This is a genomic window from Microbacterium sp. NPDC076911, assembly GCF_040687125.1.
In the GTDB taxonomy this organism is placed as follows: Bacteria; Actinomycetota; Actinomycetes; order Actinomycetales; family Microbacteriaceae; genus Microbacterium.
The window spans coordinates 44322-68954 of record NZ_JBFBMP010000005.1 but is presented as its reverse complement, the minus strand read 5'-3'; the positions used below and the strand labels follow the sequence as shown (position 1 = coordinate 68954).

At 60.6% G+C, this 24633-nt stretch carries 19 protein-coding genes and 1 pseudogene; 5 read left to right on the top strand and 15 right to left on the bottom strand.

What is annotated here, in order from left to right:
• Positions 1-25: 25 nt before the first annotated feature.
• Positions 26-868 carry a UbiA family prenyltransferase gene (locus tag AB0O81_RS09240; RefSeq protein WP_363583497.1) on the bottom strand — a complete coding sequence of 281 codons (843 nt, stop codon included), beginning with the start codon at positions 866-868 and terminating at the stop codon, positions 26-28.
• Positions 869-921: 53 nt separating this feature from the next.
• Between AB0O81_RS09240 and AB0O81_RS09235 the strand changes: the two genes are divergently transcribed.
• Positions 922-1752: an LLM class F420-dependent oxidoreductase gene (locus tag AB0O81_RS09235; protein WP_363583495.1), complete on the top strand. Its 831-nt coding sequence runs from the start codon at positions 922-924 to the stop codon at positions 1750-1752.
• Between the two features lie 3 nt (positions 1753-1755).
• On the opposite strand, the gene AB0O81_RS09230 is transcribed toward AB0O81_RS09235, so the two are convergent.
• Positions 1756-3906, bottom strand: coding sequence for an AAA family ATPase (locus tag AB0O81_RS09230; RefSeq protein WP_363583493.1), 2151 nt, complete (start codon positions 3904-3906; stop codon positions 1756-1758).
• A gap of 145 nt (positions 3907-4051) precedes the next feature.
• Between AB0O81_RS09230 and AB0O81_RS09225 the strand changes: the two genes are divergently transcribed.
• From AB0O81_RS09225 to AB0O81_RS09215, 3 genes are all read left to right on the top strand, one after another.
• Positions 4052-5269, top strand: a complete 1218-nt coding sequence (locus AB0O81_RS09225; RefSeq protein WP_363583491.1) for a DUF2254 domain-containing protein — start codon at positions 4052-4054, stop codon at positions 5267-5269.
• Between the two features lie 69 nt (positions 5270-5338).
• On the top strand, positions 5339-6055 hold the full coding sequence (locus AB0O81_RS09220) for a hypothetical protein (RefSeq protein ID WP_363583489.1): 717 nt from the start codon (positions 5339-5341) through the stop codon (positions 6053-6055).
• Between the two features lie 48 nt (positions 6056-6103).
• Positions 6104-7765 (top strand): glycoside hydrolase family 13 protein, encoded by a 1662-nt coding sequence (locus AB0O81_RS09215; protein ID WP_363583487.1) that lies wholly within the window; start codon positions 6104-6106, stop codon positions 7763-7765.
• Positions 7766-7829: 64 nt separating this feature from the next.
• Here AB0O81_RS09215 and AB0O81_RS09210 read toward each other — a convergent pair whose 3' ends face one another.
• The 12 genes and pseudogenes from AB0O81_RS09210 to AB0O81_RS09155 form a co-directional block, all read right to left on the bottom strand.
• Positions 7830-8267: an ester cyclase gene (locus AB0O81_RS09210; protein WP_363583485.1), complete on the bottom strand. Its 438-nt coding sequence runs from the start codon at positions 8265-8267 to the stop codon at positions 7830-7832.
• A complete protein-coding gene (locus AB0O81_RS09205) occupies positions 8264-9604 on the bottom strand; it encodes an aromatic ring-hydroxylating dioxygenase subunit alpha (protein ID WP_363583483.1) in 1341 nt (446 codons plus the stop codon). The genes AB0O81_RS09210 and AB0O81_RS09205 overlap by 4 nt, the downstream gene beginning before the upstream one ends.
• On the bottom strand, positions 9604-10206 hold the full coding sequence (locus tag AB0O81_RS09200) for an aromatic-ring-hydroxylating dioxygenase subunit beta (RefSeq protein ID WP_363583481.1): 603 nt from the start codon (positions 10204-10206) through the stop codon (positions 9604-9606). Before AB0O81_RS09200 ends, AB0O81_RS09205 begins: the two co-directional genes overlap by 1 nt.
• A complete protein-coding gene (locus AB0O81_RS09195) occupies positions 10203-11021 on the bottom strand; it encodes a phytanoyl-CoA dioxygenase family protein (RefSeq protein ID WP_363583479.1) in 819 nt (272 codons plus the stop codon). The genes AB0O81_RS09200 and AB0O81_RS09195 overlap by 4 nt, the downstream gene beginning before the upstream one ends.
• Before the next feature lie 134 nt (positions 11022-11155).
• Positions 11156-11524: a cupin domain-containing protein gene (locus tag AB0O81_RS09190; protein ID WP_363583938.1), complete on the bottom strand. Its 369-nt coding sequence runs from the start codon at positions 11522-11524 to the stop codon at positions 11156-11158.
• Positions 11525-11527: 3 nt separating this feature from the next.
• Positions 11528-11743: pseudogene (locus tag AB0O81_RS09185) on the bottom strand (helix-turn-helix transcriptional regulator); the annotation flags it as partial.
• A gap of 62 nt (positions 11744-11805) precedes the next feature.
• Positions 11806-16029, bottom strand: coding sequence for a hypothetical protein (locus tag AB0O81_RS09180; protein WP_363583477.1), 4224 nt, complete (start codon positions 16027-16029; stop codon positions 11806-11808).
• Entirely contained in the window at positions 16026-17675 is a 1650-nt protein-coding gene (locus AB0O81_RS09175) for an ABC transporter permease subunit (RefSeq protein ID WP_363583475.1), read from the bottom strand. Before AB0O81_RS09175 ends, AB0O81_RS09180 begins: the two co-directional genes overlap by 4 nt.
• Entirely contained in the window at positions 17672-18493 is an 822-nt protein-coding gene (locus tag AB0O81_RS09170) for an ABC transporter ATP-binding protein (protein WP_363583473.1), read from the bottom strand. Before AB0O81_RS09170 ends, AB0O81_RS09175 begins: the two co-directional genes overlap by 4 nt.
• Positions 18490-19536 (bottom strand): ABC transporter substrate-binding protein, encoded by a 1047-nt coding sequence (locus AB0O81_RS09165; RefSeq protein WP_363583471.1) that lies wholly within the window; start codon positions 19534-19536, stop codon positions 18490-18492. Before AB0O81_RS09165 ends, AB0O81_RS09170 begins: the two co-directional genes overlap by 4 nt.
• A gap of 141 nt (positions 19537-19677) precedes the next feature.
• Positions 19678-20646: a PDR/VanB family oxidoreductase gene (locus tag AB0O81_RS09160; RefSeq protein ID WP_363583469.1), complete on the bottom strand. Its 969-nt coding sequence runs from the start codon at positions 20644-20646 to the stop codon at positions 19678-19680.
• Between the two features lie 92 nt (positions 20647-20738).
• On the bottom strand, positions 20739-21701 hold the full coding sequence (locus tag AB0O81_RS09155; protein WP_363583467.1) for a hypothetical protein: 963 nt from the start codon (positions 21699-21701) through the stop codon (positions 20739-20741).
• A 228-nt stretch (positions 21702-21929) separates the two neighbouring features.
• Between AB0O81_RS09155 and AB0O81_RS09150 the strand changes: the two genes are divergently transcribed.
• Complete coding sequence (locus AB0O81_RS09150) at positions 21930-22967, top strand: 2-oxoglutarate and iron-dependent oxygenase domain-containing protein (RefSeq protein WP_363583465.1); 1038 nt, start codon at positions 21930-21932, stop codon at positions 22965-22967.
• A gap of 202 nt (positions 22968-23169) precedes the next feature.
• Here AB0O81_RS09150 and AB0O81_RS09145 read toward each other — a convergent pair whose 3' ends face one another.
• On the bottom strand, positions 23170-24144 hold the full coding sequence (locus AB0O81_RS09145) for a helix-turn-helix domain-containing protein (protein ID WP_363583463.1): 975 nt from the start codon (positions 24142-24144) through the stop codon (positions 23170-23172).
• Positions 24145-24633 lie beyond the last annotated feature (489 nt).

The window sequence follows — 24633 nt, the reverse complement described above, 5'->3', positions numbered from 1 at the left end:
GGCATCAGGGAAGAGACGGCACCAGCTAAGACGCTAGGGCCGCACCTGATGCAATCAGTTGCGTGGCAAGCAGCAACGAAGCGAGCATCACAAGGCGAAAGAGCGTGCGAGACGGTGTTCGACGAAACGCCTGAAGCAGGGTGATGATCGCAACCGAGACCGCCGCAGTGAACAACAGCCACGACACCGTGGGCACCGCAGCGAGGTCGCTGTGTGCGGGTCCGATGAGCACCGCGATCGCGCCAGCGATGACAGCCACAACCGCGAGCACCGTCGATAGGCGCGATCCAAGCTGGTGCGGCAACCCGCGCACTCCGGTGCGCTCGTCATCGTCAAGGTCAGGCAGCACATTTGTCAGGTGCACGGCCGCGCCAAGTGCCGCGCCAGCGAACGTTGCCCATGCCGGGGCGAAGGACGGCGACACCGCTGAAAGCGTGGCAAGCGAGGGCAACAATCCGAAACTCACCAAGAACGGGAGAATCGATGCGCGAGTTGCCTTCATGCCGGCGTTGTACGCCCACGCGGAAGCGAGGGCCAGGGCGTGCGCTGCCAACATGCCTACGCCCAGGAGTGCAGACAGCAAGAGCGCCACACCCAGCGCGATGAAGGCAGCGGCCCAGGCTCCGCGCTCTGAGATATCTCCCCGCGCGATGGGCTTGTCTGGGCGCGACACTATGCGGTCGCGCACGACATCTAGGGCGTCGTTGGATATACCCACAGACACCTGACCGGCGAAAACAGCGGCCGCCAACACCCACACTCGCCAGGGATCGAGTCCTGAGGCGATGCCGAGCGCAACGGCGAGTGCGGTGACTACCAGGGTTGGGCCGGGGTGCGTCGATCCCCAGAGCGCACGCAAGACGATCATCTTTCCCATTGTGAGGCACCCTGAGACTCTGCTCACCGGCCTACGCTGAAATCATGACCGTTCACCCCGCTGATCATCGTCCTGTTCGCATCGGGGTGCAGCTCGCACCTCAGCATGCAAGCTATGCCACCATCCGCGACGCCGTGCGCCGCGCTGAAGACGCTGGCGTCGACGCCATCTTCAACTGGGACCACTTCTTTCCGCTGACCGAGCCGTTCGACGCGGAACACTACGAGGCGTGGACGATGCTCGCGTCCATCGCGGAGCTCACCGAGAAGGTGGAGCTTGGTCCGCTGGTCAACTGCAACTCTTACCGCAACGCGGATCTTCAAGCTGACATGGCACGAACCGTAGACCACATCAGTGCGGGCGCTGACGGCGTAGGTCGATTGATCTTCGGCACCGGCTCAGGATGGGCCGAGCAGGACTACCGAGAGTACGGCTACGAGTTCGGCACCGTCGGAAGCCGACTCAACGATCTCGCTGCCGACTTGCCTTGCGTACGAGCACGGTGGGCGAAGCTCAACCCGGCGCCGACGCGTCACATCCCGATTCTCATTGGCGGCCAAGGCGAGCAGAAGACGCTGCGCATGGTGGCACAGCACGCCGACATCTGGCACACATTCACGCCGCTCGACAAACTGCCCCACAAGATCGACGTGTTGCACGAATGGTGCCGCACGGAAGGCCGAAACCCGGCCGACATTGAGCTGTCGACCGGGTTCACGATTCGCGGTTTTGGTCCGATGCTCGAAGACGGCGGTGTGTCAAAGCTCCACGACCACGGATTTCGTTTCTTCATTCCGGCACTTGATGGTCCCGACTTCGACTTCGCCCAGCTCACTCCCCTGCTGCGCTGGCGCGACGAGGTGAACGCCGGCTAGTAGCTACTCGCCCGCGGCGCTCGTCAGTGCCAGCCCGCTGCCGTCTACGGCCACGTCAACCCGAACGGTGTCGCCATCGCGCACGCCGCCCGACAGCAGCGCGGTTGCGAGGCGGTTCTGGATCTCAGTCTGGATCAGTCGCCGCAGCGGCCGTGCGCCGAACATGGGATCATAGCCGCGCTCCGCGAGCCATGCCCGCGCATCCGGCGTGACAGCAAGCGTCAATCTGCGTTCGGACAACCGGCGCTGCAAGGCGTCAACCGAGAGCTCAACGATCTGCGCGAGGTCGTCTTCTGTCAGCGCCTGGAAGATCACGATGTCGTCAAGACGGTTGATGAACTCAGGCTTGAACGCCTGGCGCACCATCGCCTGGACGCCTTCGCGCTTCTGTTCAATCGAAAGCGTCGGATCGATAAGCAGCGGCGAACCAAGGTTTGACGTCAACACCAGGATCACGTTCGTGAAGTCAACGGTACGGCCCTGACCGTCCGTCAAGCGGCCGTCATCCATCACCTGCAGCAATACATCGAACGCCTCGGGATGCGCCTTCTCGACTTCGTCGAGGAGCACCACCGAGTATGGCCGGCGTCGCACAGCCTCGGTCAGCTGCCCACCCTGCTCGTAGCCGACGTAACCCGGAGGAGCACCGACCAGTCGTGAGACCGAGTGCTTCTCGCCATACTCCGACATGTCGATGCGCACCATGGCGTGCTCATCGTCGAACAGGAACTCGGCGAGCGCTTTCGCCAGCTCGGTTTTGCCGACACCCGTCGGGCCAAGGAACAAGAATGAGCCTGTGGGTCGGCCCGGATCGCTGATGCCTGCGCGCGAACGCCGCACTGCGTCAGAGACGGCCGTGACGGCATCTTTTTGGCCGACCAGGCGTTTGCCGAGTTCGGCCTCGAGATGCAGCAGCTTCTCGCTCTCACCTTGCAACAACCGGCCGACGGGAATGCCCGTCCACGCGGCGATCACCGATGCGATGTCTTCTTCGGTCACCTGGTCGCCGACCATCCGGTCGCCGGCTGGTTCATCACGTTCCGCGTCGATCAGTTGGCGCTCAAGGCCCGGAATCTCGCCGTACAACAGCTTCGACGCCTTCTCGAGGTTGCCCTCACGCTGTGCGCGCTCTGCGTCCATGCGAGCAGCATCCAACTTGGTCTTCAAATCGCCGACACGGTTGAGCGAAGCACGTTCGCGTTCCCAGCGGCCCTGCAGCTCGCCCAGGCGTTCCTCTTCTACGCGCAGTGTTTCGCGCAGCGTGGCGAGTCGCTCTTTCGAGGCGTCGTCTTTCTCCTTCTTCAGGGCGAGCTCTTCAAGCTTGAGCCGGTCAACGTGACGGCGCAGTTCATCGATCTCAAGCGGTGCCGAGTCGATCTCCATGCGTAGGCGGGAGGCTGCTTCGTCAATCAGGTCGATGGCCTTGTCGGGCAGTTGGCGCGAGGGAATATAGCGGTGTGAAAGCGCCGCGGCTGCAACAAGTGCGGCGTCAGCGATAGCGACCTTGTGGTGCGCTTCATAGCGCTCTTTGAGTCCGCGCAGAATTGCGACCGTGTCTTCGACCGTGGGTTCACCGACGTAGACCTGCTGAAAGCGACGCTCGAGAGCAGCATCCTTCTCAATAAATTCGCGATACTCATTCAAGGTGGTCGCGCCAATCAGGCGCAGTTCACCACGAGCCAGCATTGGCTTGAGCATGTTGGATGCTGCGACCGAGCCCTCACCACCGCCGGCGCCCATGAGCACGTGCAGTTCGTCGATGAAGGTGATGATCTGACCGTCAGATTCGGTGATCTCTTTGAGCACGCTCTTCAACCGCTCTTCGAACTGGCCGCGGTACATCGCACCGGCGACGAGCGCCGAGATGTCAAGGGTGACGAGTTGTTTGTCTTTGAGCGACTCTGCGACGTCACCCGCGACGATGCGCTGCGCAAGTCCTTCGACGACCGCAGTCTTACCGACGCCGGGTTCACCGATCAGCACCGGATTGTTCTTCGTGCGCCGCGTCAAGACCTGGCTGACGCGGCGGATCTCGCTGTCTCGACCGATTACGGGATCGAGTTTTCCTTGGCGGGCTCGTTCAGTGAGGTCGATTCCAAACTGTTCGAGGGCGCTGCGCGCGTCCTCCTGTCCAGGGTTCTGCGTGGCGTTCATCGTGCTCCTAAAAATCGTGAGACTCAAAAGTTGAGCCGTCATGACTCAAGTTTACATCTGCGATGGGTACTACGGCAACCGCAGGCACCGAGCCATGGCGTCGTAAGGTGAACGCAGAGGAGGTCTCATCATCAGCGCAGCAAAAGTGTTCCTCAGTCGCTTAGCGCGTCGCGTATGGTTCCGCGCCGCGCTCTTCACGCTGGTCGCCATCGCGTATGCCTTGCTGATCGGCTGGATCGGACCATTGCTGCCGTTCTCACCGAGTCTCGATCTCGGCCAGGGCGCGATCGATTCGATCCTTCAGATTCTTGCAACGTCAATGCTGGCAGTGACGACGTTCTCGTTGACCGCCATGGTGACCGCATATTCGTCTGCGGCGAGAATCGCCACACCGCGAGCGACGCAACTACTCGTCGAAGACCGCACTTCACAAAACGTGCTGTCGACGTTCGTGGGCAGCTTCGCCTACTCGCTCGTGGGCATCGTCGCCCTTTCCACCGGCTACTACCCTGAACAATCACGCACACTGCTGTTTCTTGGCACCCTCGTCGTTGTGGTCATCATCATCGTGACGTTGCTTCGATGGATCGCACACCTCGCCAACTTCGGTCGAATGTCTGACATCATCAGCCGGGTTGAGAAAGCCGCGGGCGACACGCTCGCCCAGTACGCTCGGCGACCGACTCTTGGCGCTCAGCCCCTGCACTCAATACCGCCGTCGGCCCACCAGGTCTATGCCACAACGCCCGGCTTCGTCACCCATATCGACCTTGGCGCCCTCGAGCATGTCGCCGATTCCGCCTCGATCCACGTGTACATCGTGGCCACAGCGGGCCGAACGGCGAATTCGCGTACGCCGCTCGCATACGTGGTCGGCACGCTCAACGACGACACGACCCAGGCACTGCGAGATGCCTTCCACGTCGAGGCGCACCGCAGCTACGATCAGGATCCGCGACTGGGCGTGATCGCCCTCTCAGAGATCGGAAGCAGAGCACTCTCGCCGGCGACGAACGACCCGGGCACCGCGATCGATGCTCTGGCGGCGCTCGAACGAGTGTTCACGCTCATGGCCGAGCAAGAGCGAGACGAAGAGTTGATCTACCCGCACCTTTGGCTCTCACCCGTCTCGATTGAAGACCTGACTGAAGACGGGTTTCGTCCTATCGCGCGCGATGGTGCCGGCATGATCGAGGTCGGTCTCCGCGTGCAGAAAGTGCTCGCATCTCTTGCCGCGGCGTCGCCGCAGAATTACGGTGTATTTCGCAGTGCCGCCGCGAATGCTGAGCGGCGAGGTGTGGCATCCCTCAACCGAGAAGATGCACGCGCCTTGCGTGTATATCGTCGAGAACTCTGGTCTTGAGACGAGCTGAAGTCCGCGCGCTACGGTGTTGCTGTCCGCACCGTGCCATTGTGACCTCGAGGTGAACTCATGGCCCCCACTAGCCCTGCCACCGAGGCACTGCGGCATGCGCAGGTCGCCTTTCGGCTCATGTCAGATGCCGATGCTCACGGCGAGGAGCCGACAGAGCAGACTCAAGGCATTATTAAGCCGTTCTATTCGACCGCGTGCTACTGGGTGTACCGCGAGAAGCTCCCACCGGTGTTCGTGGTTCTGTCGCCTGAGCGCACGATATCTCGGCGCAAGCTTGCCGATGCCGTAGAGGACACCATTACGTCGGTCAAGCAACGAGATGCCAGCGAGATCGCAACGCACTTGGGGACCAGCCGCCCACCGGGTGAGCCTTCGCGGGTCATCGTGGACGCTGCCCTGGCTCAGGTGCGCAGACACCTCATGCTTCCCAGTGGCACCGAGGGCCAAACGATCGTCATCACGGCCACGGGGCTCATCGATGGCTTCAATGCCCACATCTGGGATGTGAGCGACGTACCGGTGTGGGAACGCGTGGAGCCCTACTTCGCTGTCACTGCCGATGGGCTCCGATCACTCGAGTGCGACAAGGAGTACTTCCACGTGAGCCCGGGTGAACTCTACTTTGAAGAGGTACGCCAGATCGTGAGTATCGGCGCCACAGAGGAGTACATGGAGTGCTTCGACCGGGCGATCGTGGCGGCAAAGAGGCATCATTCAAAGCCGTCTGCGGCGGAGCACGCAGCGGCACACTATGCGTTCCTCAAGGAGCGATAGGCCTAAATCTTCACTGATAATATCTTTGGGTTGCTTAGAGAGGAATCCGTGCTCCCCGCAGTCGGTCAACTTGCCCCGAATCACCCGCACGAGAGTGGATGGTGGCGCACCGCCGTTATCTACCAGATCTATCCCAGATCGTTCGCTGATTCCAACGACGACGGCATGGGAGACCTACCCGGCATCACCTCGCGCCTTGAGTCGATATCTCAACTCGGCGCCGACGCTATCTGGCTTTCGCCGTTCTACCGGTCGCCACAAAACGACGGGGGCTATGACGTCTCTGACTACGTCGACGTCGACCCCCTTTTCGGAACCCTGAGCGATTTCGATGACATGATCCGCCGCGCGCACGAACTCGGCCTGCGGGTGATCGTTGATCTCGTGCCAAATCACTGTTCCTCCGCGCATGAGTGGTTTCAGCAAGCGCTCGCTGCCGCCCCTGGTAGCGAGGAACGCGCGCGATACCTCTTTCACGACGGCAAGGGTGAACACGGCGAGATACCCCCCAACAACTGGCCCAGCTGTTTCGGGGGCCCCGCCTGGACCCGCACCACAAATCCTGACGGCACGCCGGGAGAGTGGTATCTCCATATTTTCGACACCACGCAGCCCGACTTCGACTGGACGAATCGCTGGGTACGTGATCGTTTCGTCGAGATTCTGAGGTTTTGGCTGGATCGAGGTGTCGACGGATTTCGAGTAGATGTTGCACACGGAATCGCAAAAGACCCCGGCCTCCCCGATCACCTGTCAGATCCCACGGATGTCTTCGCCGATACCCCTTACTACGGTCGCGACGAAGTCCACGAGATTCTGCGCGAGTGGCGCACCGTGGTCGATGAATACGACGACCGCATTCTGTGCGGTGAAGCGTGGGTCACCCCCCATGCGCGCCTCGCCAATTGGACCCGACCCGACGAGATGCATCAGGTATTCAATTTCGAGTACCTTTTCACTGAATGGGATGCGTCCCAATTGCGGCGAGTGATAGATGCCTCGCTAGATGCGTTCCATGCCGTGGGCGCTCCCAGCACCTGGGTGTTGTCAAACCACGATGTCGTTCGCCACGCGACGCGGCTCGCATTCCCGCTCGGCTCTGACCTGGTCGCAGGCATCGGTCCCACAACTCCGAATCTGCCTGATACCGCGTTCGCGCTGCGCCGTGGAAACGCGGCGACAGCCCTCATGCTCGCACTACCCGGCAGCGCATACCTGTTCCAGGGCGAGGAACTCGGTCTACCTGAAGCCATAGATATTCCCTCAGCAGCGCGACAAGACCCTGCCTTCATCACGACCGGTGGAGCTCGATACGGCAGGGATGGATGCCGCGTTCCCCTGCCGTGGTCAAACGAAGGATCAACGTTCGGTTTCAACCAAACCGACGCTGCCTGGCTGCCGCAGCCGCCCAACTGGGGGGAATACGCACGCGAGCGGCAACTCGCAGACCCTGACTCCACGCTCTCTTTGTATCGAAAGGCGCTTTCACTGCGCCGCGATTACCAACTCGGTGCGGGGCACTTCTCATGGTCCGCCCACGATGGGGGCGCCACCATTTCGTTCACCACCGGCGCAGTATCGGTGCTGGCCAACACCGGCTCGTCACCTGTCGAGCCGCCCGTGGGCGAGATCATTCTCGCAACCAGTCGACTCGAAGACGGGCTCGTGCCTCCCGACACGACCGTCTGGGCCGTCGCAGCGCATCACTAGCACGCACAAAAGCGCCACCCCGGACCTGGGGTGGCGCTTTTGTGCGTGGACGTTGACCCTAGACTCACCAGAGGTCGGGGAGAACACCCATCTGGTCAAATACATCAAGGCCGTCCCACATCGACCAGCACTCGACGACTTGCCCATCTGCGATGCGGAAGATGTCGATCCCTGTCATGTTGATCGTCTTATTGGTGGGCTCGACCTTCCCGTACTGGCCCATGTGCAGTCCTGACGTATCCCAGCGAACGATTACTCGGTCACCGTCAGCCAAGATGTCTTGGATTGTTGTTCTCGTGTCAGCAAAAGCACCCCACCACCGCGAAGCGTCGTCGCGCACCGTTTGTACCGCGCTGCCATCGAATCCGCTGAAGTGAACGACAGCGTCTGGAAGAAAGTACTCATCGATGGCCGAGTGGTCTCCGGTTCCCCAGAGTCGCTGATGAAAGTCGATGATCATCGCTTTGTTCGCGTCCATCGTTGCGGGTGCGACAGCAGTCATTTTGTTTCGTCCTTTCGTGCATGAGGAACAGCAGCGAGAGCGTGGCGTGCTGTCATCAGGCGCGTCCATTCCTGCAGGTAGCCCCGAATTGGCGCCTCTGTGGCAACATCTCCGAGAAGCACTCCAACTTCCACGGGGTCTTCGGTGTCCAGAGCGGCTCCCCTTGAGGTATCTATCCATTCACTTTCGGGAATGGATAGTCCGCTTTGAATGCGCTCAAACATCTCGAAGTCATCCGGTGTTCCGAACGAGATGAAGTCCTCTTCAACTCGAAGACGGATGAGGTCGGTCTCCTCTGGCGCTTGCGGTGCTGACAGCAAGAAGATCGATAGTCGCGTGTGATCGACCGCGATCGGCTCTACCACCATGAGCTGGTTTCCGACAAAAATGAGATTGGGGAACAGATTGAGATTGACCATGCTGCCGGCACCAAGGTTCAAGGTGTCTTCGTCCGACAACCCGCGCTCTTTCAGAGAATCAAGCAACTCCTGAACAAGAGGCAGCGGGCGCATTGTGGCCCAAGGTCCAGCAGGAATGCTCGGTCTCTGGTCGACAACTGAGTGCCCATAGGGATACGCCCTCGCGATAATCGACGTCGTGGCAGGGTTCCGCGCGAGAATCGTCGTTGTGTCCGCTTCTTCGCCGAGCAAGTTGTAACTCCGGTGAGCAAACGTGGCATGAATTCCGTCAGCGGAGTTGTCCCACGACACTTTCCAATTCGCCCTGAACTCATAAACCAATGGGCTGCCGTGGACCGCGATCTCGCCGCCGGGGTAACGGTCGATGTATTCATCAAACCAGGGCCGGGCAGCGCCGAGCCAATCGATCAGCTCGGGCGGCTCGGGGGCAAGGCTCGCGAAGATAAACCCTCGGTATGTCTCGACGCGCGCACGTCCCAAATCGAAGCGACCAGAGCGAACGTCTTCGTATGAAGAAGGAACGGGAACGTTCTTGAGCTTGCCGTCCACACCGAATCGCCAGCCATGGTACGGACAAGTGACAACGGCCGCACAGCCCTTTTCTTCAGTAACGAGGAGGGTGCCTCGGTGGCTGCAGCGGTTCAGTACGACGTTGATGACGCCCTTCGCAGAACGCGTGAGCATGACCGGGCGTTTCCCCAAGGTTCGCCGCACCCAGCTGTTCGGCTGAGGGATCTCACTCTCATGGCCGACGTAGGTCCACGATCCACCGAAAACGGTGGTCATCTCGCGGTCAAAAATGGCTTCGTCGGTATACAACCGGCGGTGCACGTGTTCCGGCGTCACGAGACGATCGATCTCTTCGATGATCCCATCGAGGTCGCTCGAACGAAAGGCAGAATCCGGGCGCATACTCATCACATCAACCATCCAAGGTGCGGGGTTCCGGCAGCCAGCTGCGGGAGAAGAAGTGTTTTTTGAATCAAGGTCCAGCTGTTGTCCGTGGCTCGCCGCAGCCGGTGCACCTGATGACCGGCCGTCGAGAACGTGGACTGATTGCGCACATGCTGAATGGATAGGCAGCTGGACACGAGAACTTCGTCGGTTTTCTTCGCATCGAGCCAGGCTTCGACTCGCGTTACGCTGCGCACAACCTGGCCGCCGGGAACAACAGCCCACGCATTGGGATCGAGGAATCGCCAGATTCGCTCGTCGAGGCGCCGACGATCATCAAGGAAGAGCGCTTGATCGCTCCCAGGGTTGGGAGTGCGTGAGTCAATCGGCACCCAGAGAATCGTCTCGTCGCAGCACGACGCGGCCCAGTCCTCCCAGCGTTCGTTATCGAGCAGGCGCGCCTCTGAGTACAACCACTGGGCCACATCAGCAGAGAGCCGTGCGTCAGCACCAGGCGCGCCGCGAACGTCTTCAACATCTTGGCGCAGTCCGTCATAGCGATCGCGCACCGATGCGATTCCTACGGTCACCTCTGAATCAGGGGTGCGGTAGAGGGGCGAACTCATGCCCGCTCCTTTGAAGCGACAAGGGCGGAGGCCCGCGGAAAGTCAACGGAAGGAAGCGAATCCCCATCCGCCCAGTCGTAGGCATCCCAGAAAGTTGCTGTCGGCCATGACCGTCCACGTCGAACTGTCGCGGGGTCAGCGTATCGGATCGACAGGCGCACGAAGTCGTCGGCGCAAAATCCTCCTGCCGCGTGTAGCGTGCGCGAATCGAGCAACACCGCGTCACCCTTTCCTCCAGCCGGGTCGATCACACGGTAAAGATCGGGGCGGCCATCAATGTCGGGCACAGTTCCCAAGGACGATGCCTCAGTCGAGAGCGTGCTCTCTCCGGCAGAGAACTCAACCGGCGCGAAGGTCGTCGCTTCATGAGACCCGGCCACGCCGCGTAGCCCCAGTCCGGCGGGCACCGGGGTAAGTGGAACCCAAATCGTCAAGAACGGTCGGTCTAGCGGGTGATAGGGATCGTCTTGGTGCCACGGGCTGTCGGTACTCGACCCTGCTTCAGACCAGAACCACTGATCCTCAAGAATGATCGGATCGTCAGTTGAAAGGTAGGCGCTCGCAAGGCGAAGCATCGTGTCGTCGGTGACGAAGTCACGAATCTCGGGCACATCTCGCCATCGGAAGAGGTCGCTGTCGAGAGCGGGTGCGCCGTCCGGCGACAGCCGTCGGTACGAGGGCGAGGGATTCGCGCGGGCCCATGAGACTGCCTCCAGCAGAGCACCGCAGCGGTCCTCGCTCAAAAGCCCCGGATAAAAGGCAATTCCATCGGCGCACAACGATTCGAATGCCAGGGTGTCGTGGTCATTCCACACGATTACCAACTCCTTGCGTTAAGATTTTGTAAGTCCTAACAACATTAGGCAGTAATTGCTCCCTGGAATGTCCTTCGTGTTACGCCCGAGTTAACCATGACCAACATCGCGCGGGATGCCGGACAAAGGTCGAACTAGCGGGATCTACTTTCTTGCACGAAGAGCAACCGAGCCGTCTCGGCGCCGTAGCCGCGCACGCCACGCCACCGATGTGCCACACCGCCCGGGTAGTAGAGAGTGTCACCAGGTTGCAGCTCAAAAGTGCCTTTGTCCGCCACTTCCACCAGGATCGACCCCGCAATCACGTGTATGAATTCCTCCCCCTCGTGGGTGTACCAATCGCCCCATTCCTCAGGCGCACCCACGAACAGCATCGGGTAAAGAGAGTGGCTGCCCGCAACCATCGTGCGGGCGGTGCCACCAGGGTTCGAAACCGGAACGCCAGACCCTGCACGAACGAGCCCAACGTCGGGATCGGGTTTGTCGGAATCAGCTTCTGCCATGAGCGACGGTTGGTTAGTTCCCAGCGCCTGGGCGATCCGATGTAGCGATGCCATGCTCGGGCTTGAACGCCCCCGCTCCACTTGACTCACGAAGGGGTGCGATAACTGAGAGGCTTTCGCTAGCTCGGTCAGGGTCATTCCCAATGCCTTGCGGCGTCGCCGCACAGCTGCCCCCAACCGCTCTTCGGGAGTCGTGGAGGGTGCGTCATCTCTCGGCATGCTTGCCAACGGGCTCGTGTCCGTGCCGTCAGCCGCTGTATGTGCGCCATGTAGGTCTAGGCTCATGTCGTTCCGTTCCGCTCGTTATCAACGACAATATCGACAGCGCGACTGTAGATAACGCGATCAGCCACCCGGACCACGATCATTCCCCACCAACTTCCCGGGGCGAAACCGCGTGGCGCAGCTAACGAAAACGCAAACTCGGACTCAGTGTCGGGAAGCAACTCGGCCCAGTGCACGGGATCCACAAAGAGCTCCCACGACCCAAAAGGTGACACAACTCTTGCTTCGGCCTGAACGGGAATCGATCCAGTCCATTTCACATTGGCGACTATCTTGCCGGTGCTACCTGCGGACAGCACAACCGCCGACGGTTGCCTAGTCCAGGAGACCATTTCTGCCGTGCGTTTCGGCCCCAGGTGGGCAATGTCCCATGTGCTGGGGTATGCGTTATCGCTTGGGGTTCCCACGACGACAACCGAACACGCTGAGGCATCACCCGCAATGGAATACCGGTGTGTGACATGGCCGCCCGCTTGCACGCGAAACGATCTCGGCTCTCCGATGAGGTCGGTCCCTTTCGGTAATACAAATTCAAGTTCTACTTCATTGCCGTTCTCAGCATCCGAGGAGATGACAACATCGAATTCTTGGCTCGACAGCATCCGTTCGGCGCGAACTGGACGTAGGTGCACACACACCGGCAACCCGTTCGCAGGAGGCGGCCCGGAATTCTGGGTCCACCACCGACTGAAGATGGGCGTGCCAAAAGCTCGTTGCGTCGGTTGCTCGGCCACGTCCAGATCAAGCAGCACACTCGTGCTCGCAACCGGCGGAATCTCGATCGCCCATCCCTTGGGACTGCTGCGCAACGGGGTTGCCTGAACATCGTGGAGGTTTGACACATGGGCTGCTTTGACCGTCGTCTGGGTGCGAATTATCGCATCCATTGGCGTGCTTCCCAGCTGACTCACCCGCAGAGACGCAGCCGCGTGCTCCGTGGGACGCAGTGCCTCGAGTTTTGCGCCCGCGCTGAGCTCGAGCAGGCGCGTAGACGCGGGACCGTGCCCGCTACCCATGATGGGGTGGACTCGCAGCGGCCGAAGAAAGCGGTCGGCGCAATTATCGATCTGAGCACTGCGCCAATCGCCTTCCCCCACCACGACCATGTAATTCACTTCATGTGTCCAGTGCTGCGAGCCAAACGCTGATCCGTCGGGAAGGGTCCGTCGGGGCGGATCAATCCACTGCCCAGAGGGCCACGCGGTGCTGGAACGACGCAGGTTCAACCACATCGTGCCGTCAGTTTCGATGACTCCGCTATGCGCGTCTAGCGTCACGATGGCGATTGTCAGATCTTCGAACTGGTGCTCACCGTGCACCAACTCGCCGCCCGGGCCGAATGGTGAAGAAGAGTCCACAACTATCTCGTGGCTTGCGTCTAGGTGCTCAACCAGAGCCGAAACCAAGCGCTGGCGTTGCTCCACAGTTTTAGCGACAATCGCGAGAATCGGCAGAGCGGCCACGCTAGTGAGATCAGCACCGGGAACCCATTGATGCTCCAGGCTCTCGCGCGCTGGAATCCAAGTCACCCCCTCATTGAGGCGCAACCCCGGCTGTCGAAGTAGCGTCGCTGTCGGGATCGAATCTTCATCAAGGCCGCTGATCACAACGCGCACGTCGATGAGGTTGCTGTCCAAGTTCAGGTCACCGACACGTGCATCGATGTCTCTCGTTGGTGTTGCCGTCACGCCGGAGCGCGCGAACGCCAAGGAAAGCACATCGCCGAGATGTTGCGACGCGGGATCGGCAGCGCCGGCGATGATTTCAGCAGCCCCGATGGCTCGGTAGGTGTTGCCCGCGACCACTCTGCACACCGAGCTTTGTGCGAACCAACCATGAAAGGCGCTGTCGAGAGTCCACGGGTGCACAGCACTGTCGGCCGTCGTGAAGCCGTGTCCACGACCGATGACCGCTTCACCTGCCGCGACGACAGGTCGCGATCCAGGAACTGGCACGGGCCACGAAACGCGTAGGAGCCGATTGTCAATGGATTGACCTTCGAGCCGGTGCGAGACCTCCAGACTCGCACCGTCGCGCACCGGGAGAAAGTATGTAGTCGTGTGTCGTGCTTTCACCCCGCAGGCATCAGGCAGGGGGCCTTCGACGACAAGCCGCTCACCGATCGGACTGCGCTGCCGCGTTGTTCGCGTTGCGGGTCTTTCTCCAACGCGTTCGCGTTCGCCGGTCGGAAGTAGATGCCAAGGGCCCTCGCCAACATGCGGATGGGTCGGATGTTCAAAGTCAGCGACAAGTTCGCCAGCAAGCGCCCCATCCGCAACAAGATCGCGCCCTACACGCTTATCAATGAAGCGAATGATGCCGCCGCCGCGCATGGGGTCAACCTCGACTTCGTGGCGAGAAGACCGGATTGTCGTTTCGTAATCATCTATCCATTGAGGAACACTCTCCGCTCCTACCGCCCAAAGCGTCGTGTAACCGACGCCTGGAACGCTAGTCACCGATACGCTCAGCTCGGCTTCAAGCAACACACCATCATCTGAGAAGGTGGCGCCGTCAACGACGACGGGCACTGTCTGCCCTGCCTCGTCTACCACCGATAGCCCTACGGAACCGTTCGCTCTCACATCCAGCGTGGTCCGAACCACGCCCCCGATGTCTTGGCTCTGCGAGTTCGCGACAACAAATGCCACCCCTTGGCGCGCACTTGCGTCGATCTGTGACCCCAGCGCGTGGAGTGTCGAACCCAGCGCACGACGCACGATGTCGCCAGCTTCCATCCACATTGCGACCATATCTATGTAGACCTGATCTGAACTTGTTCCCGTCACGGCGTCGTGGTGTGAGAGCCAGACGAGTATCCGCCAAACACGGTCAAGGTCTGCACCCCCGAGTGATGCCCGCCCTAGCAACGAAGCCCAGATTTCAGCGTCAATCGCGGAGCGTTCGATGCGCGAATGAGCAGCCTTGATGTCTGCGTAGCTCACGTCTTTTCCGGTATAGATTGGGTTTAGGTCCCGAGTCAGCACCCGAAGCCCCTCAGCATGTCCGAGTCTCGGCGCGAGCAGTGATTGCGCAGCGACTTCTCCGAAAAACTCACTCGGCAAAGAGCACTTCACCTTTGGCCAGGCATAGTGTTCAGCGAAATGCCGCGGAAGTTCAGTGATCCATCGCACGGGCGGGGCGAGATCAGTCCCAGCTGGCACAAGTACCGATCGGGCAGAGGCATGCGGCGACATCAACGCAAGCCACTGCATTAGCAGCGCCTCAGCTTCTTCCAGGGTGTCCGCCGTATCAATTGGATGGCCACCGGTGTAGTGCATGGGGAGTGAGTGCAATTGCAGTGCGCTGCCGCCCGGAGCTGTCCACAACGCGTCGGTGGAGTGCTGGCGTGGTTCATCATGCGGGCTGTCAAAAGCGTCGTTTCGCAACTGCCCCCACTGGTGGTAAGCGCCGCGCGCCAAGGCCACCGATGAAAGCCCCGCCTCGGCCGCGACTGCGGGAAACTGCGGTGCATGCCCGAATACATCAAGCGCCCACGCCGTTGAAACAGGGGCTTTCATCACGTCTCGCTGGTACTGCAAACCAAAGCGAAAGTTACGACGCAACGTCTCTATTGCGGGCAGAACTGAATCAGGTTCGTTCGTCGTTCCGCCGACGACTTCAACTCGTTGCTGGGCAATGAGCCGATCAAGCGTCTCCCGATATTCCGGATAGCGATCGCGGAAGGGTTTGAGATAGTCCAGTTCCGCCACGACGAAACGGTATTGCGGGTCGCTCTCAGCGCGACGTAGATGATCAAGCAACACATCCACCGCTGATTTCTGAAACAGCAGCTGCGGAGAACCAGACCAGACGGTGTGTTCCCATTCCGTGACCGACCCGGCCTGTGTGTTCCACCACACCGGATCGAAGTGGAAGTGTGAAACAAGGTGGATGCTCCACCCCGGCTCGGCGACAACCACCGTGACGTCGGCGCTCGTCACCCACGTGCGATCTTCGCCGAAGTACAGTGATACGCGTGCCGGCAGTTCTGTCGCGAAGGCCCCAGTCGTTGACACTGGGACGTCCACGCAAAAGATGCCGGAACGCACGGGCAGTTCGGCGTCACCCATGACGTCTGCCCCGACTACAGAGACGATAGTGGGACCAGACCCTGGTGGGCACTCCACGCGCACGCGGACGACTTGCAGACAGCCCTCCGGCGTGTCGACAAACAGGTCGGTCGAGTGTGCGGAGAGCACGCGAGACCGTGCGGTCACAGCGTTCCCTGCTCGGGAGCCATGACACGCAGGACCGAACGCTCGGCAAGTTCGACGATCCAATAGGCAAATACTGCAGCCACCGTCAGAACAACCGTCGTAGACCATAGTGCGTCATATCGACTGGTCGCTGCGGTGACAGCTAGGAGGTTGCCGATGCCGGTGCCGGTGGCGAGCCACTCTGCAACCGTCGCAGCCAAGATTGCGCTCGGGGCCGCGATGCGAGCCGCCGAGAAGAACGCCGGAAGCATCGCCGGGACGCGAGCAAGAAGCAAGGTGCGCACCGGTGAGGTCGCAAATGTGTCGAAGACATCGATGACCTGACCAGGCGTTTGACGCAATCCCGTCATCGAGGCGACCAGCGTGGGGAAAAAAGTCATCAAGGCGACGATCACGATCATTCCGAATGCGCCGCGGCCAAGCATTTGAACAAGCAGAGGCGCAATCGCGACGATCGGAATACACCGCAGCGCAAGCGTGACGGGAGTCACAGTTCGTCGCACCGACGGAGCTAAGTCGAAAACTGCAGCAACGACCACGCCGAGAATCAACCCAGCAAAGTAGCCGGGTATTGCGACCGCAGCGGTGGTGGCCAGCGCGTCGAAGATCTCTACCCTGTCGATCGCCGCGCTAGCCGAGGTGAACAGGTACTGCCACACGTCGATTGGCGACTTGGCGAAATACGGATTGAGGTCAAAGACGGCAAAGAACCCGACCCACAGACCCAGCGAGAGAATCGCTACGATGACGCCCTCGAGCACGCCCTTCATCCGACGTTGCCAACCCAGTCGCCCCGCACCTGTGTCGGGCGATGCCATGATGACGGGCGGCTGCTCAGAGGTGAACTTCTTGCCGATCCATCCCACCAGCACGTAGAACACGACAGAAACGGCTGCACTCAGGGTAGACAGCGCCCACAGCGAGTCGCTGTTCAGGCTCCTGAGGGCTTGAATCGACAGCACGCCCACGCCGGTGTTTGCGCCGGTGAATTCGCCAACAAGTGCACCGAGAAATGCTGCAGGCACCGCCACCTGCAGGCCCGCCACGAGATACGGCGTGCAGGCGCGCGCTCGCACCACGAACAGAGCCGTCAAACGCCCTCTTCCGTAGCTTGACACTAGATCGAGCCAGCTCGCGGGAACAGCCCGCAAACCGACAAGAAGCGGCACCAAGGTCATGTAATAGACCGCGATCGCGGCGAGCGTGATTTGGGGACCATTGCCAAGGCCGAATACGAGCCGAAGCAGCGGGCCAAGAGCAATCAACGGCAGGCAATATACGACAAGCGCCATCCGCAACACGATGTGCTCGGAACGAGGAAGCATCGCCACAAAGACGGCCAAAGCGATCGCGACAAGGTTCCCGATAACGTAGCCAAGAAATGCTGAAGTGCCCGTAATTGCGAAGGCTCTTGCGTAGAGGGCGGCGTTCTCGTAGATATTGACGACGATCGCAGTGGGGGCTGCGATGAGATGCATTCCGCCGAGCGGAACGACCGCGACAAACTCCCAGAAGGCGACGAGCAGCATCCAGCCGACAAGCGTACGTGCCGCTGGTCCGAGAGGAACTCGCTTCTTCTTGCGAGACGACGGCGCGGAATTGCGCTCCGTCGTCTGCGCGGCGAGCTTGTCGAGTGTCATGGTCATGCCGTCTTTGCCTCAGCCGCTCGCTCATCAGCATCGACGCCCAAGAGCGTACCGATCTGGTCAACAAGCTCGTGGTATCGGTGGGAATGGAGGTGAGCTGCGCGACGTGGTCGATCGATATCGATGTCGACGCGTGCGGCGATACGGCCTGGCTTCGAGGCCATCACGATCACGGTGTCGGCGAGTAGCACCGCCTCCGGGATTGAGTGAGTCACCAACAAAGTGGTGACTCCACGGCCCGCCCAGGTGGGAGGAAGCTCAAGGTTGAGCCGCCGACGGGTCAGTTCATCAACGGCGCCGAACGGCTCGTCCAACAACATGAGGCGGGGTGAAGTCGCCAAGCACCGTGCAATCGCCACTCGCTGGCGCATACCACCCGACATCTGAGCGGGTTTTGTGGTTTCGAATCCCGCGAGTCCGACCACTGTCAATAGCTCATCAACGTAGGCCTTATCGGGCCGCTGGTGCGCCAACCGCTGGGCCAGCATGACGTTGGACCGAGCTGTTCTCCATGGCAACAGGGAGGCGTCTTGAAACGCGATGGCGATCTCTCCCCGCTTGCGCATTTCGAGAGGAGAGATCCCATCGATCGAGATCGCCTCTGAATCGTCGGCACTCTCGAGACCGGCAATGATTCGAAGCAACGTCGACTTGCCACACCCCGACGGGCCCACCAGTGCGGTGAGTGTGCCGGGTTCGAGAGTCAAGTCGACGCCATCGAGCGCGGTGAACTCACCCTTGTTGGTATCGAACGTCTTTGTGACGGCGGAGCACGCTACAAGCGGCCCCGCCGACACATCGAGAGTGGGTGAACTCACGCCTCAGGCCCGTCAGCGTAGATCTCTTCGAGAAGCGAACGGTCCCAAAGTGTCTCGTCGGCTTCGATTCCAAGCAACTCATAGAGGGCTACGTTCTCAGCAACCTCTTCGTCAGTGAACCAGCCAAACCCATTCTCATCGGTGACATCAGAGAACATCAGGTCGAGCTGGACGTCAGCCTGTCGAAGCTGGGTATCAAGGTCGAGGCCAGCGTCCGGGAACATGCTCACGGTGAGCTCTGCCGCAGCGTCGGTGTCTTCCTTGTAAAGCTCCCATCCCTGGAAGTCGGCGGTGAGGAGGTCTTTGATCTCTTCGCGCTTCTCGTCGTCTTCAAGGTTCTCAGCGAGGACCGTGTACACCTGGCTCATGGGGTTATAGCCGAAGTCAGACAGCAGCATCGAGTAACCCTCGATGCCCTGAGCTTCAAGAGCGAGCGGGAGGTCGTTGTAGAAGCAGAAAATGGCATCGATCTGGCCAGCGACGAGCGCTGCCGGGTCATACTGCGTTGGCACGAACTCGACGTCATCTTCTGACAGGCCGTTGATCGACAAGAAAGCGTCGAGTGCTGGGGTGTCGGTTCCCGCCACACCAATCTTCATGCCGACGAGGTCTTCAGGCGTCTTCAGCGGGTTCTCCCCGAGCGAAAGAATCGTGGACGGAGCCTTCTGATACTGACGTGCAACAATCACGAGGCCCGCGCCAGATTCGTTTGAGAGCGCAACACCGTCACCGCCGGAAATGTTGACGAGCGATTCGCCACTCACGGTGTTGACGTCACCCGCAACGTTGGGGCCACCCGGCGCCAACGTGACGTCGAGACCAGCGTCTTCGAAGAAGCCGGCGTCGAGTGCCTGGTATGTGCCGCCGAACTGCACCGAGTCAGTCCACGACAGCTGATACATCACCTCGCGCAGTTCGTCTGTTTCATCAGTCGCCGAGTCCGACGAAGCCTCGGCAGAACAACCTGCGAGTGAGAGAGCGAGAACCGCGCCAACTGACAGCGAGTAAGTCAGGTGCGAGCGACGCGAAGATTTTGTAGCCATGAGTGTGGTCTCAATTCCGTGTGGGAAAAATGGGAGTGGTACACGAACGGGTTGTTACTAATATCAACAATGCGGCCTATAAGTTGCGGGCAGGTTTCAAGATGATTCGCCGCCGTAAACTCTCCCTATTTCGAGCTCAACTCATAGTTCCAACACCAAACGACCGGTGCGACACCGCGATACGCAGACCATCATCAGATCGGTGTCAGCATGCTCTTCCGGCATCATCACGGTGTCGCGATGGTCGATCTCACCCGCGACAACGACCGTCTCACAGGTACCGCAGTACCCCTCTCGACACGATGAGGCGACGACAACCCCCGCTTCTTCGAGAGCAGAGAGAACGCTCTGATCGGGTCTAACAGGCACTTCCCCTCCGGTGTTTGCAAGTTCCACGATGAAACCGGTGTCCGCTAAAGCGTCGGGCGAAACAGCGGTGGCTACCTCTGCGACTGCGGCAGAAGAATCAAACGCTTCAGTGACACATGCAACACCGTTTTCTGTTGCGAAGTCACGTGCGGCCTGCATGAGCCCGGCCGGACCGCACGCCACGACGGCAGTAACTGCGGGAAATTTCTCCAAACTTGCATTGACGTCAATCCGCCCAGAAATCGCGGAAAAATGCGGGATTACTCGGTCACCGAAGGCGGCCACCAACTCCGACAGCGCAAACATTGAGGTGTCTTCTCGGCCCGTGTAGATCAGCCTCCACGCGACCGCCTTAGCCTGGGCCGCGCGCATCATTGGGATGAGCGGCGTGATCCCTATTCCTCCCGCAAGAAACACGATCTCGTCGCCCTCAGGCATCGGCATCCGGTTCCGAACCGCTCGGCAAGTGAGCTCATGCCCGGCCGTAAAGGTCTGATGGATGCGCTGCGATCCTCCGCCTCCTTGCTGCCGCAACCGAACAGCGATGTGCCAAGTAGACAGATCGGCGGCATCGCCACAGAGCGAGTACTGTCGCGACATTCCTTCCCCGAGGTCGAGTTCAACATGCGAACCCGGCGTCCAAGCCGGCAACGTCGAACCATCGGCAGCCTCTAGTTCCGCGACCAGAACTTCAGGTAGGGGATGAGAAATCGCGCGCACTCTGAGCTTTAACGCGTTCATGCTGTTACCTCGTTCACAATGTCGGAAATGTTTGTACAGGCAACAACATAGAGCAGGCACCACTGCGGTCAAAGTACTGACGGCTGTCAGATTCACAGGGTGAGCGCTTGCAAGGCCCCGGCCCGATCAACCTCGATCACACTTAAATCCCTGGCCTCGGGGATGTCTGCCGCGACAATGGCCGCCCACACTGCTCGCAGGCGAGCGCGCAGCCTCTCGGACATCCCCGCCTCGACGGCGACAAGTGCGGAGGTCTTCGGCGCGGTTGACACAGACACGGCGCGACTCCCTGCCAAGTTGGCTGCCCTCCGTGCGCTCATCACATCGGCGAGCACCACTGGAGCTTGGGTATCGGTGCTCATCCACAGCCGAAGCAGCCTCAAACAGAGCAGGATCTGTGCTGGCGCGTACGCCGCCTCTGCCGCCCGGGCCGAGTGCGTGCCTGCGAGCACAAGGCCACCGTCGTGGTTCACGTACAGCGCATCCGCAACCGGAGAAAAGTCGGGAATGTACCCCGGAATCTGAGCGCGCTCGAGGGCTTTGCGTATATCCAACGAGATCTCGTTCACCGCTTCACGTCGGGACGCCCCCCGAAACGTTCCCACAAATCGACCCGCAAGATAGCTGAGCTCATCCGACTGACCGATTCCCACTGACGCCACCGAGGAGCCGCTGACGAGTCTTGGGGTCACGTCGGTAGCAAAGCTGACTACCTTCTGCGCCAGATCCGCAACGCTCGACATGTCATGCCAGCGCCCCCACTCAACGTTCGAATCGTGCGCTGCGACCAGTCGTCCCGGATCGACTCTTAGGCGGTGCCCCTGCCACGTAAACGCGAACACCCGTTTTGGTCCCACCGCCGCCACAATTTGTTGGACATGGGCGTCGTGGTCTGCCCAGAATTCGATGTTGATGGGTCCGGTGCCTGCGGTTGTGATCTCGCTCAAGCATCCCAAGGCTGCGTCGCGAGAGACCAATTCAACCAAACGCGGATCAGGCCGCCGATCCCACGAGTAGCTCCATGTGCGCTCATCCACACCCGGCAGCTCGATCACACAAGCATCCTTCCTACGTTGAGCGTTCAGTATGCGGTCCGAAAGAGCGTGGCCCCTAGCCTCCCGGAAAAATGAAACACTGCCGAAACAATGTGCTCCCATACTTGATGCCAGCACTTGGTATTTGCGGAGCCCCTCACACTGGGAGGGCCATGCCGGAAACACGTGAAGTGTCTCAATCAGTCAGCGCTACGTAAGTCGAGCGCTATTCGAGTGAAGGAGACCTCCGTGTCATTTTCCGTACCATCCATCGATATCTCCGCTTATCTGAACGGCGGATCCGAAGATTCAAAGCAAGCTGTCGCTCAGCTTGCTGACTCAGCGTGCCGCGAGGTGGGCTTCGTCCAAGTACATGGCCACGGCATCGGCGACGACGTCATCGCTGGACTAGCCGGAGCCATGGACGAATTTTTCGCAGACAAAACCGTGGATGAGAAGTCGGAGTTTCGCACACCTCCGGGCATCAACCGTGGCTATGCACCGCCCAAATCTGAAGCGACGAGCTTGAGCCTTGGAGTAGAACCCGCAAATAAGATGAACGACTTCTTCGAGGCGTTTAATATCGGCCTCGACCGCTCGTACTACCCTGATGTCGAGCTTCCGGAAGACGACTACCAAGAGAATGTCTGGCCCAGCGAGACATTCCGCGAACCAGTGTTGCGCTACTTTCACGCGGTTCGGGAAGTCGCGTCAGTGCTAATGGATGTTTTCGAAGATGCTCTTGGCCTGCCCGACGGCTATTTCGCGGCAAAGTCTCACGCGGCCACCGGCACCATGCGGATGAATAACTATGCGCTTACCCCCGGGCTAGAAGTCACCCTTGATGGCGATCTTCGCGGCATGGGCGAGCATACGGACTACGGTGTGGTGACGCTGTTGTGGGCAGATCAGGTTAAGGGCCTCCAGGTGCTTGGCACAGACGGCAACTGGCATGATGTGAGCCCTGATGATGGCGCACTCCTGGTGAATCTCGGCGATATCACCGCACGTTTGACCAATGACAAGTGGATGTCGACTCTGCACCGGGTGAAGCCTCCGGTTGTCGACGGAACTATCCAGCGTCGACGAAGTGTGGCTTACTTTCACAGCTTCGATTGGGATGCCGTAGTTTCGCCGCTGCCACAGTGCGTCGACGCCGGCGAGGAAGCTCTCTATGAGCCGATCACGGTGCACGACCATTTGCACGCAAAGCTGCAGGGGTCACGCGCGGGCGTGTCAAACACCAGCGCTGTGCGTGAGAGCAGCCGGGTGCGCGCTTCTCTCTGAACGCCGCCGTCCGGGCACGCGCGCCAGAGCAGCGTGGTGCGCGTGCCGCTCAGCCGTGATGCTCAATCTCTGCCGTGTCGCGGGCTGCGCGACGCCAGCCCATTCTCCACCGCGGTAGACGTTCACCGCCATGAAGGTGCTTGAGGTGAAGAGCGCTGCACCGAGCAGGTCGGGTTGCCCAACGTCGTCGGGTGACCAGATGCTACGCGACAGCCGTAGGCGCCTCGGGCATGCAGGTGAACCGCGCGCGATAGGCCGTCGGCGTCGTGCCGAGCACGCGGGCGAAGTTCTGCCGCAAAACCGCGGCTGAGCCGAAGCCCGATTCATCAGCGATGCGCTCAAGCGCGAGATCGGTCTGCTCCAGCAGTCGCTGCGCGTGAATGATGCGTTGTCGAGCGACCCACGCGGCCGGGGTCGCGCCGAAGTCGGCCTTGAACCTGCGAGCGAAGGTGCGCGGTGACATATGGGCTTTCGCGGCGAGCTGGTCAACGGTGAGGTCGAAGCGCAGGTTATTCAGCATCCAATCGGCTACGCGTGACAACGACAGCGACTCGACCTCGGGAATCGGGGTGTTGATGAACTGCGCCTGACCGCCATCACGCTGTGGCGGCACCACCATGCGCCGGGCGATCTTGTTGGTGAGCTCAGCACCGAGCTCTTGTCTCAGCAGATGAAGACAAGCGTCAAGCCCCGCCGCGGTACCAGCGCTCGTGATGATGCGCCCATCCTGCACGTACAGCGCGTCGGGGTCGACTTCGATCTGCGGATACATCGAGGTCATCTTTGCGGCGTACCGCCAGTGAGTCGTCGCTTTTCGCCCGTCGAGCACTCCTGACGCGGCGATGATGAATGATCCGCTGCAGACGCTGAGCACCCACGCTTCTCGCGCCGCGGCGGCGCGCACCACGTCGAGCACTCGGGGGTCTGGTTCTGCCCAGAACTCGCTCGGCACCGGCGAGACAACGACCAGGTCAGCTTCGTAGGCGAACGAAAGATCGCTGTCGACGTTGAGCGAGAAGCCCATACGCGAGTTCACAACGCCCGGCTCAGGGGTAACCACCCTGAAATCGAAGTTCGGGATGCCCTCGTCTGAGCGGTCGAGCCCGAACGCTTCGCACGCAACGCCAAACTCGAACGGGGCGAACCCGTCTTGAACAATCACGGCGACGGTGTGCATCGTGGCTCCTTTAGCGTATGGCAGGTTTCGTACGAACACTGGCAATTCTGCCACTCGCGGCAGTTCTCATGCAAGCGTAGCGTTTCTGCCATGATCACACTCATCGTCGTTGTCACTTTGTCCGTCGCTGGTGTTGCCGGTTCGCTCATCGCCGTCGCGCGCGACGGCTACCGAGCCATCCCCACCGACCGCACGCGCCTACCGTGACGCCGCACCCGCACCACCGCGCACCGCACACCGCACCACACCGCGCACCACACACCGCACACCACCGCGCCGCACCGCACCGCACCGCGCACCACCGCGCACCACCGCGCCGCACCGCGCACCACCGCACGCCGCACCACCGCGCACCGCGCAGCGAACCGAGATCTCGTGCACGAAACAGGGCGCACTCAAACACGTCTCACGCACGAAGTCATGTCTCGGCGAAGTGCCAGTGCGGGGCGGCGAAGTGCCAGTGCGGGGCCAGCGAAGTGCCAGTGCGGG

Bases quoted from the DNA above. Each gene is read 5' to 3' on its own strand.
- AB0O81_RS09240 (WP_363583497.1), bottom strand. From the start codon at position 868: ATGATCGTCTTGCGTGCGCTCTGGGGATCGACGCACCCCGGCCCAACC.
- AB0O81_RS09235 (WP_363583495.1), top strand. From the start codon at position 922: ATGACCGTTCACCCCGCTGATCATCGTCCTGTTCGCATCGGGGTGCAG.
- AB0O81_RS09230 (WP_363583493.1), bottom strand. From the start codon at position 3,906: ATGAACGCCACGCAGAACCCTGGACAGGAGGACGCGCGCAGCGCCCTC.
- AB0O81_RS09220 (WP_363583489.1), top strand. From the start codon at position 5,339: ATGGCCCCCACTAGCCCTGCCACCGAGGCACTGCGGCATGCGCAGGTC.
- AB0O81_RS09210 (WP_363583485.1), bottom strand. From the start codon at position 8,267: ATGACTGCTGTCGCACCCGCAACGATGGACGCGAACAAAGCGATGATC.
- AB0O81_RS09205 (WP_363583483.1), bottom strand. From the start codon at position 9,604: ATGAGTATGCGCCCGGATTCTGCCTTTCGTTCGAGCGACCTCGATGGG.
- AB0O81_RS09200 (WP_363583481.1), bottom strand. From the start codon at position 10,206: ATGAGTTCGCCCCTCTACCGCACCCCTGATTCAGAGGTGACCGTAGGA.
- AB0O81_RS09190 (WP_363583938.1), bottom strand. From the start codon at position 11,524: ATGGCAGAAGCTGATTCCGACAAACCCGATCCCGACGTTGGGCTCGTT.
- AB0O81_RS09175 (WP_363583475.1), bottom strand. From the start codon at position 17,675: ATGACCATGACACTCGACAAGCTCGCCGCGCAGACGACGGAGCGCAAT.
- AB0O81_RS09165 (WP_363583471.1), bottom strand. From the start codon at position 19,536: ATGGCTACAAAATCTTCGCGTCGCTCGCACCTGACTTACTCGCTGTCA.
- AB0O81_RS09160 (WP_363583469.1), bottom strand. From the start codon at position 20,646: ATGAACGCGTTAAAGCTCAGAGTGCGCGCGATTTCTCATCCCCTACCT.
- AB0O81_RS09145 (WP_363583463.1), bottom strand. From the start codon at position 24,144: ATGCACACCGTCGCCGTGATTGTTCAAGACGGGTTCGCCCCGTTCGAG.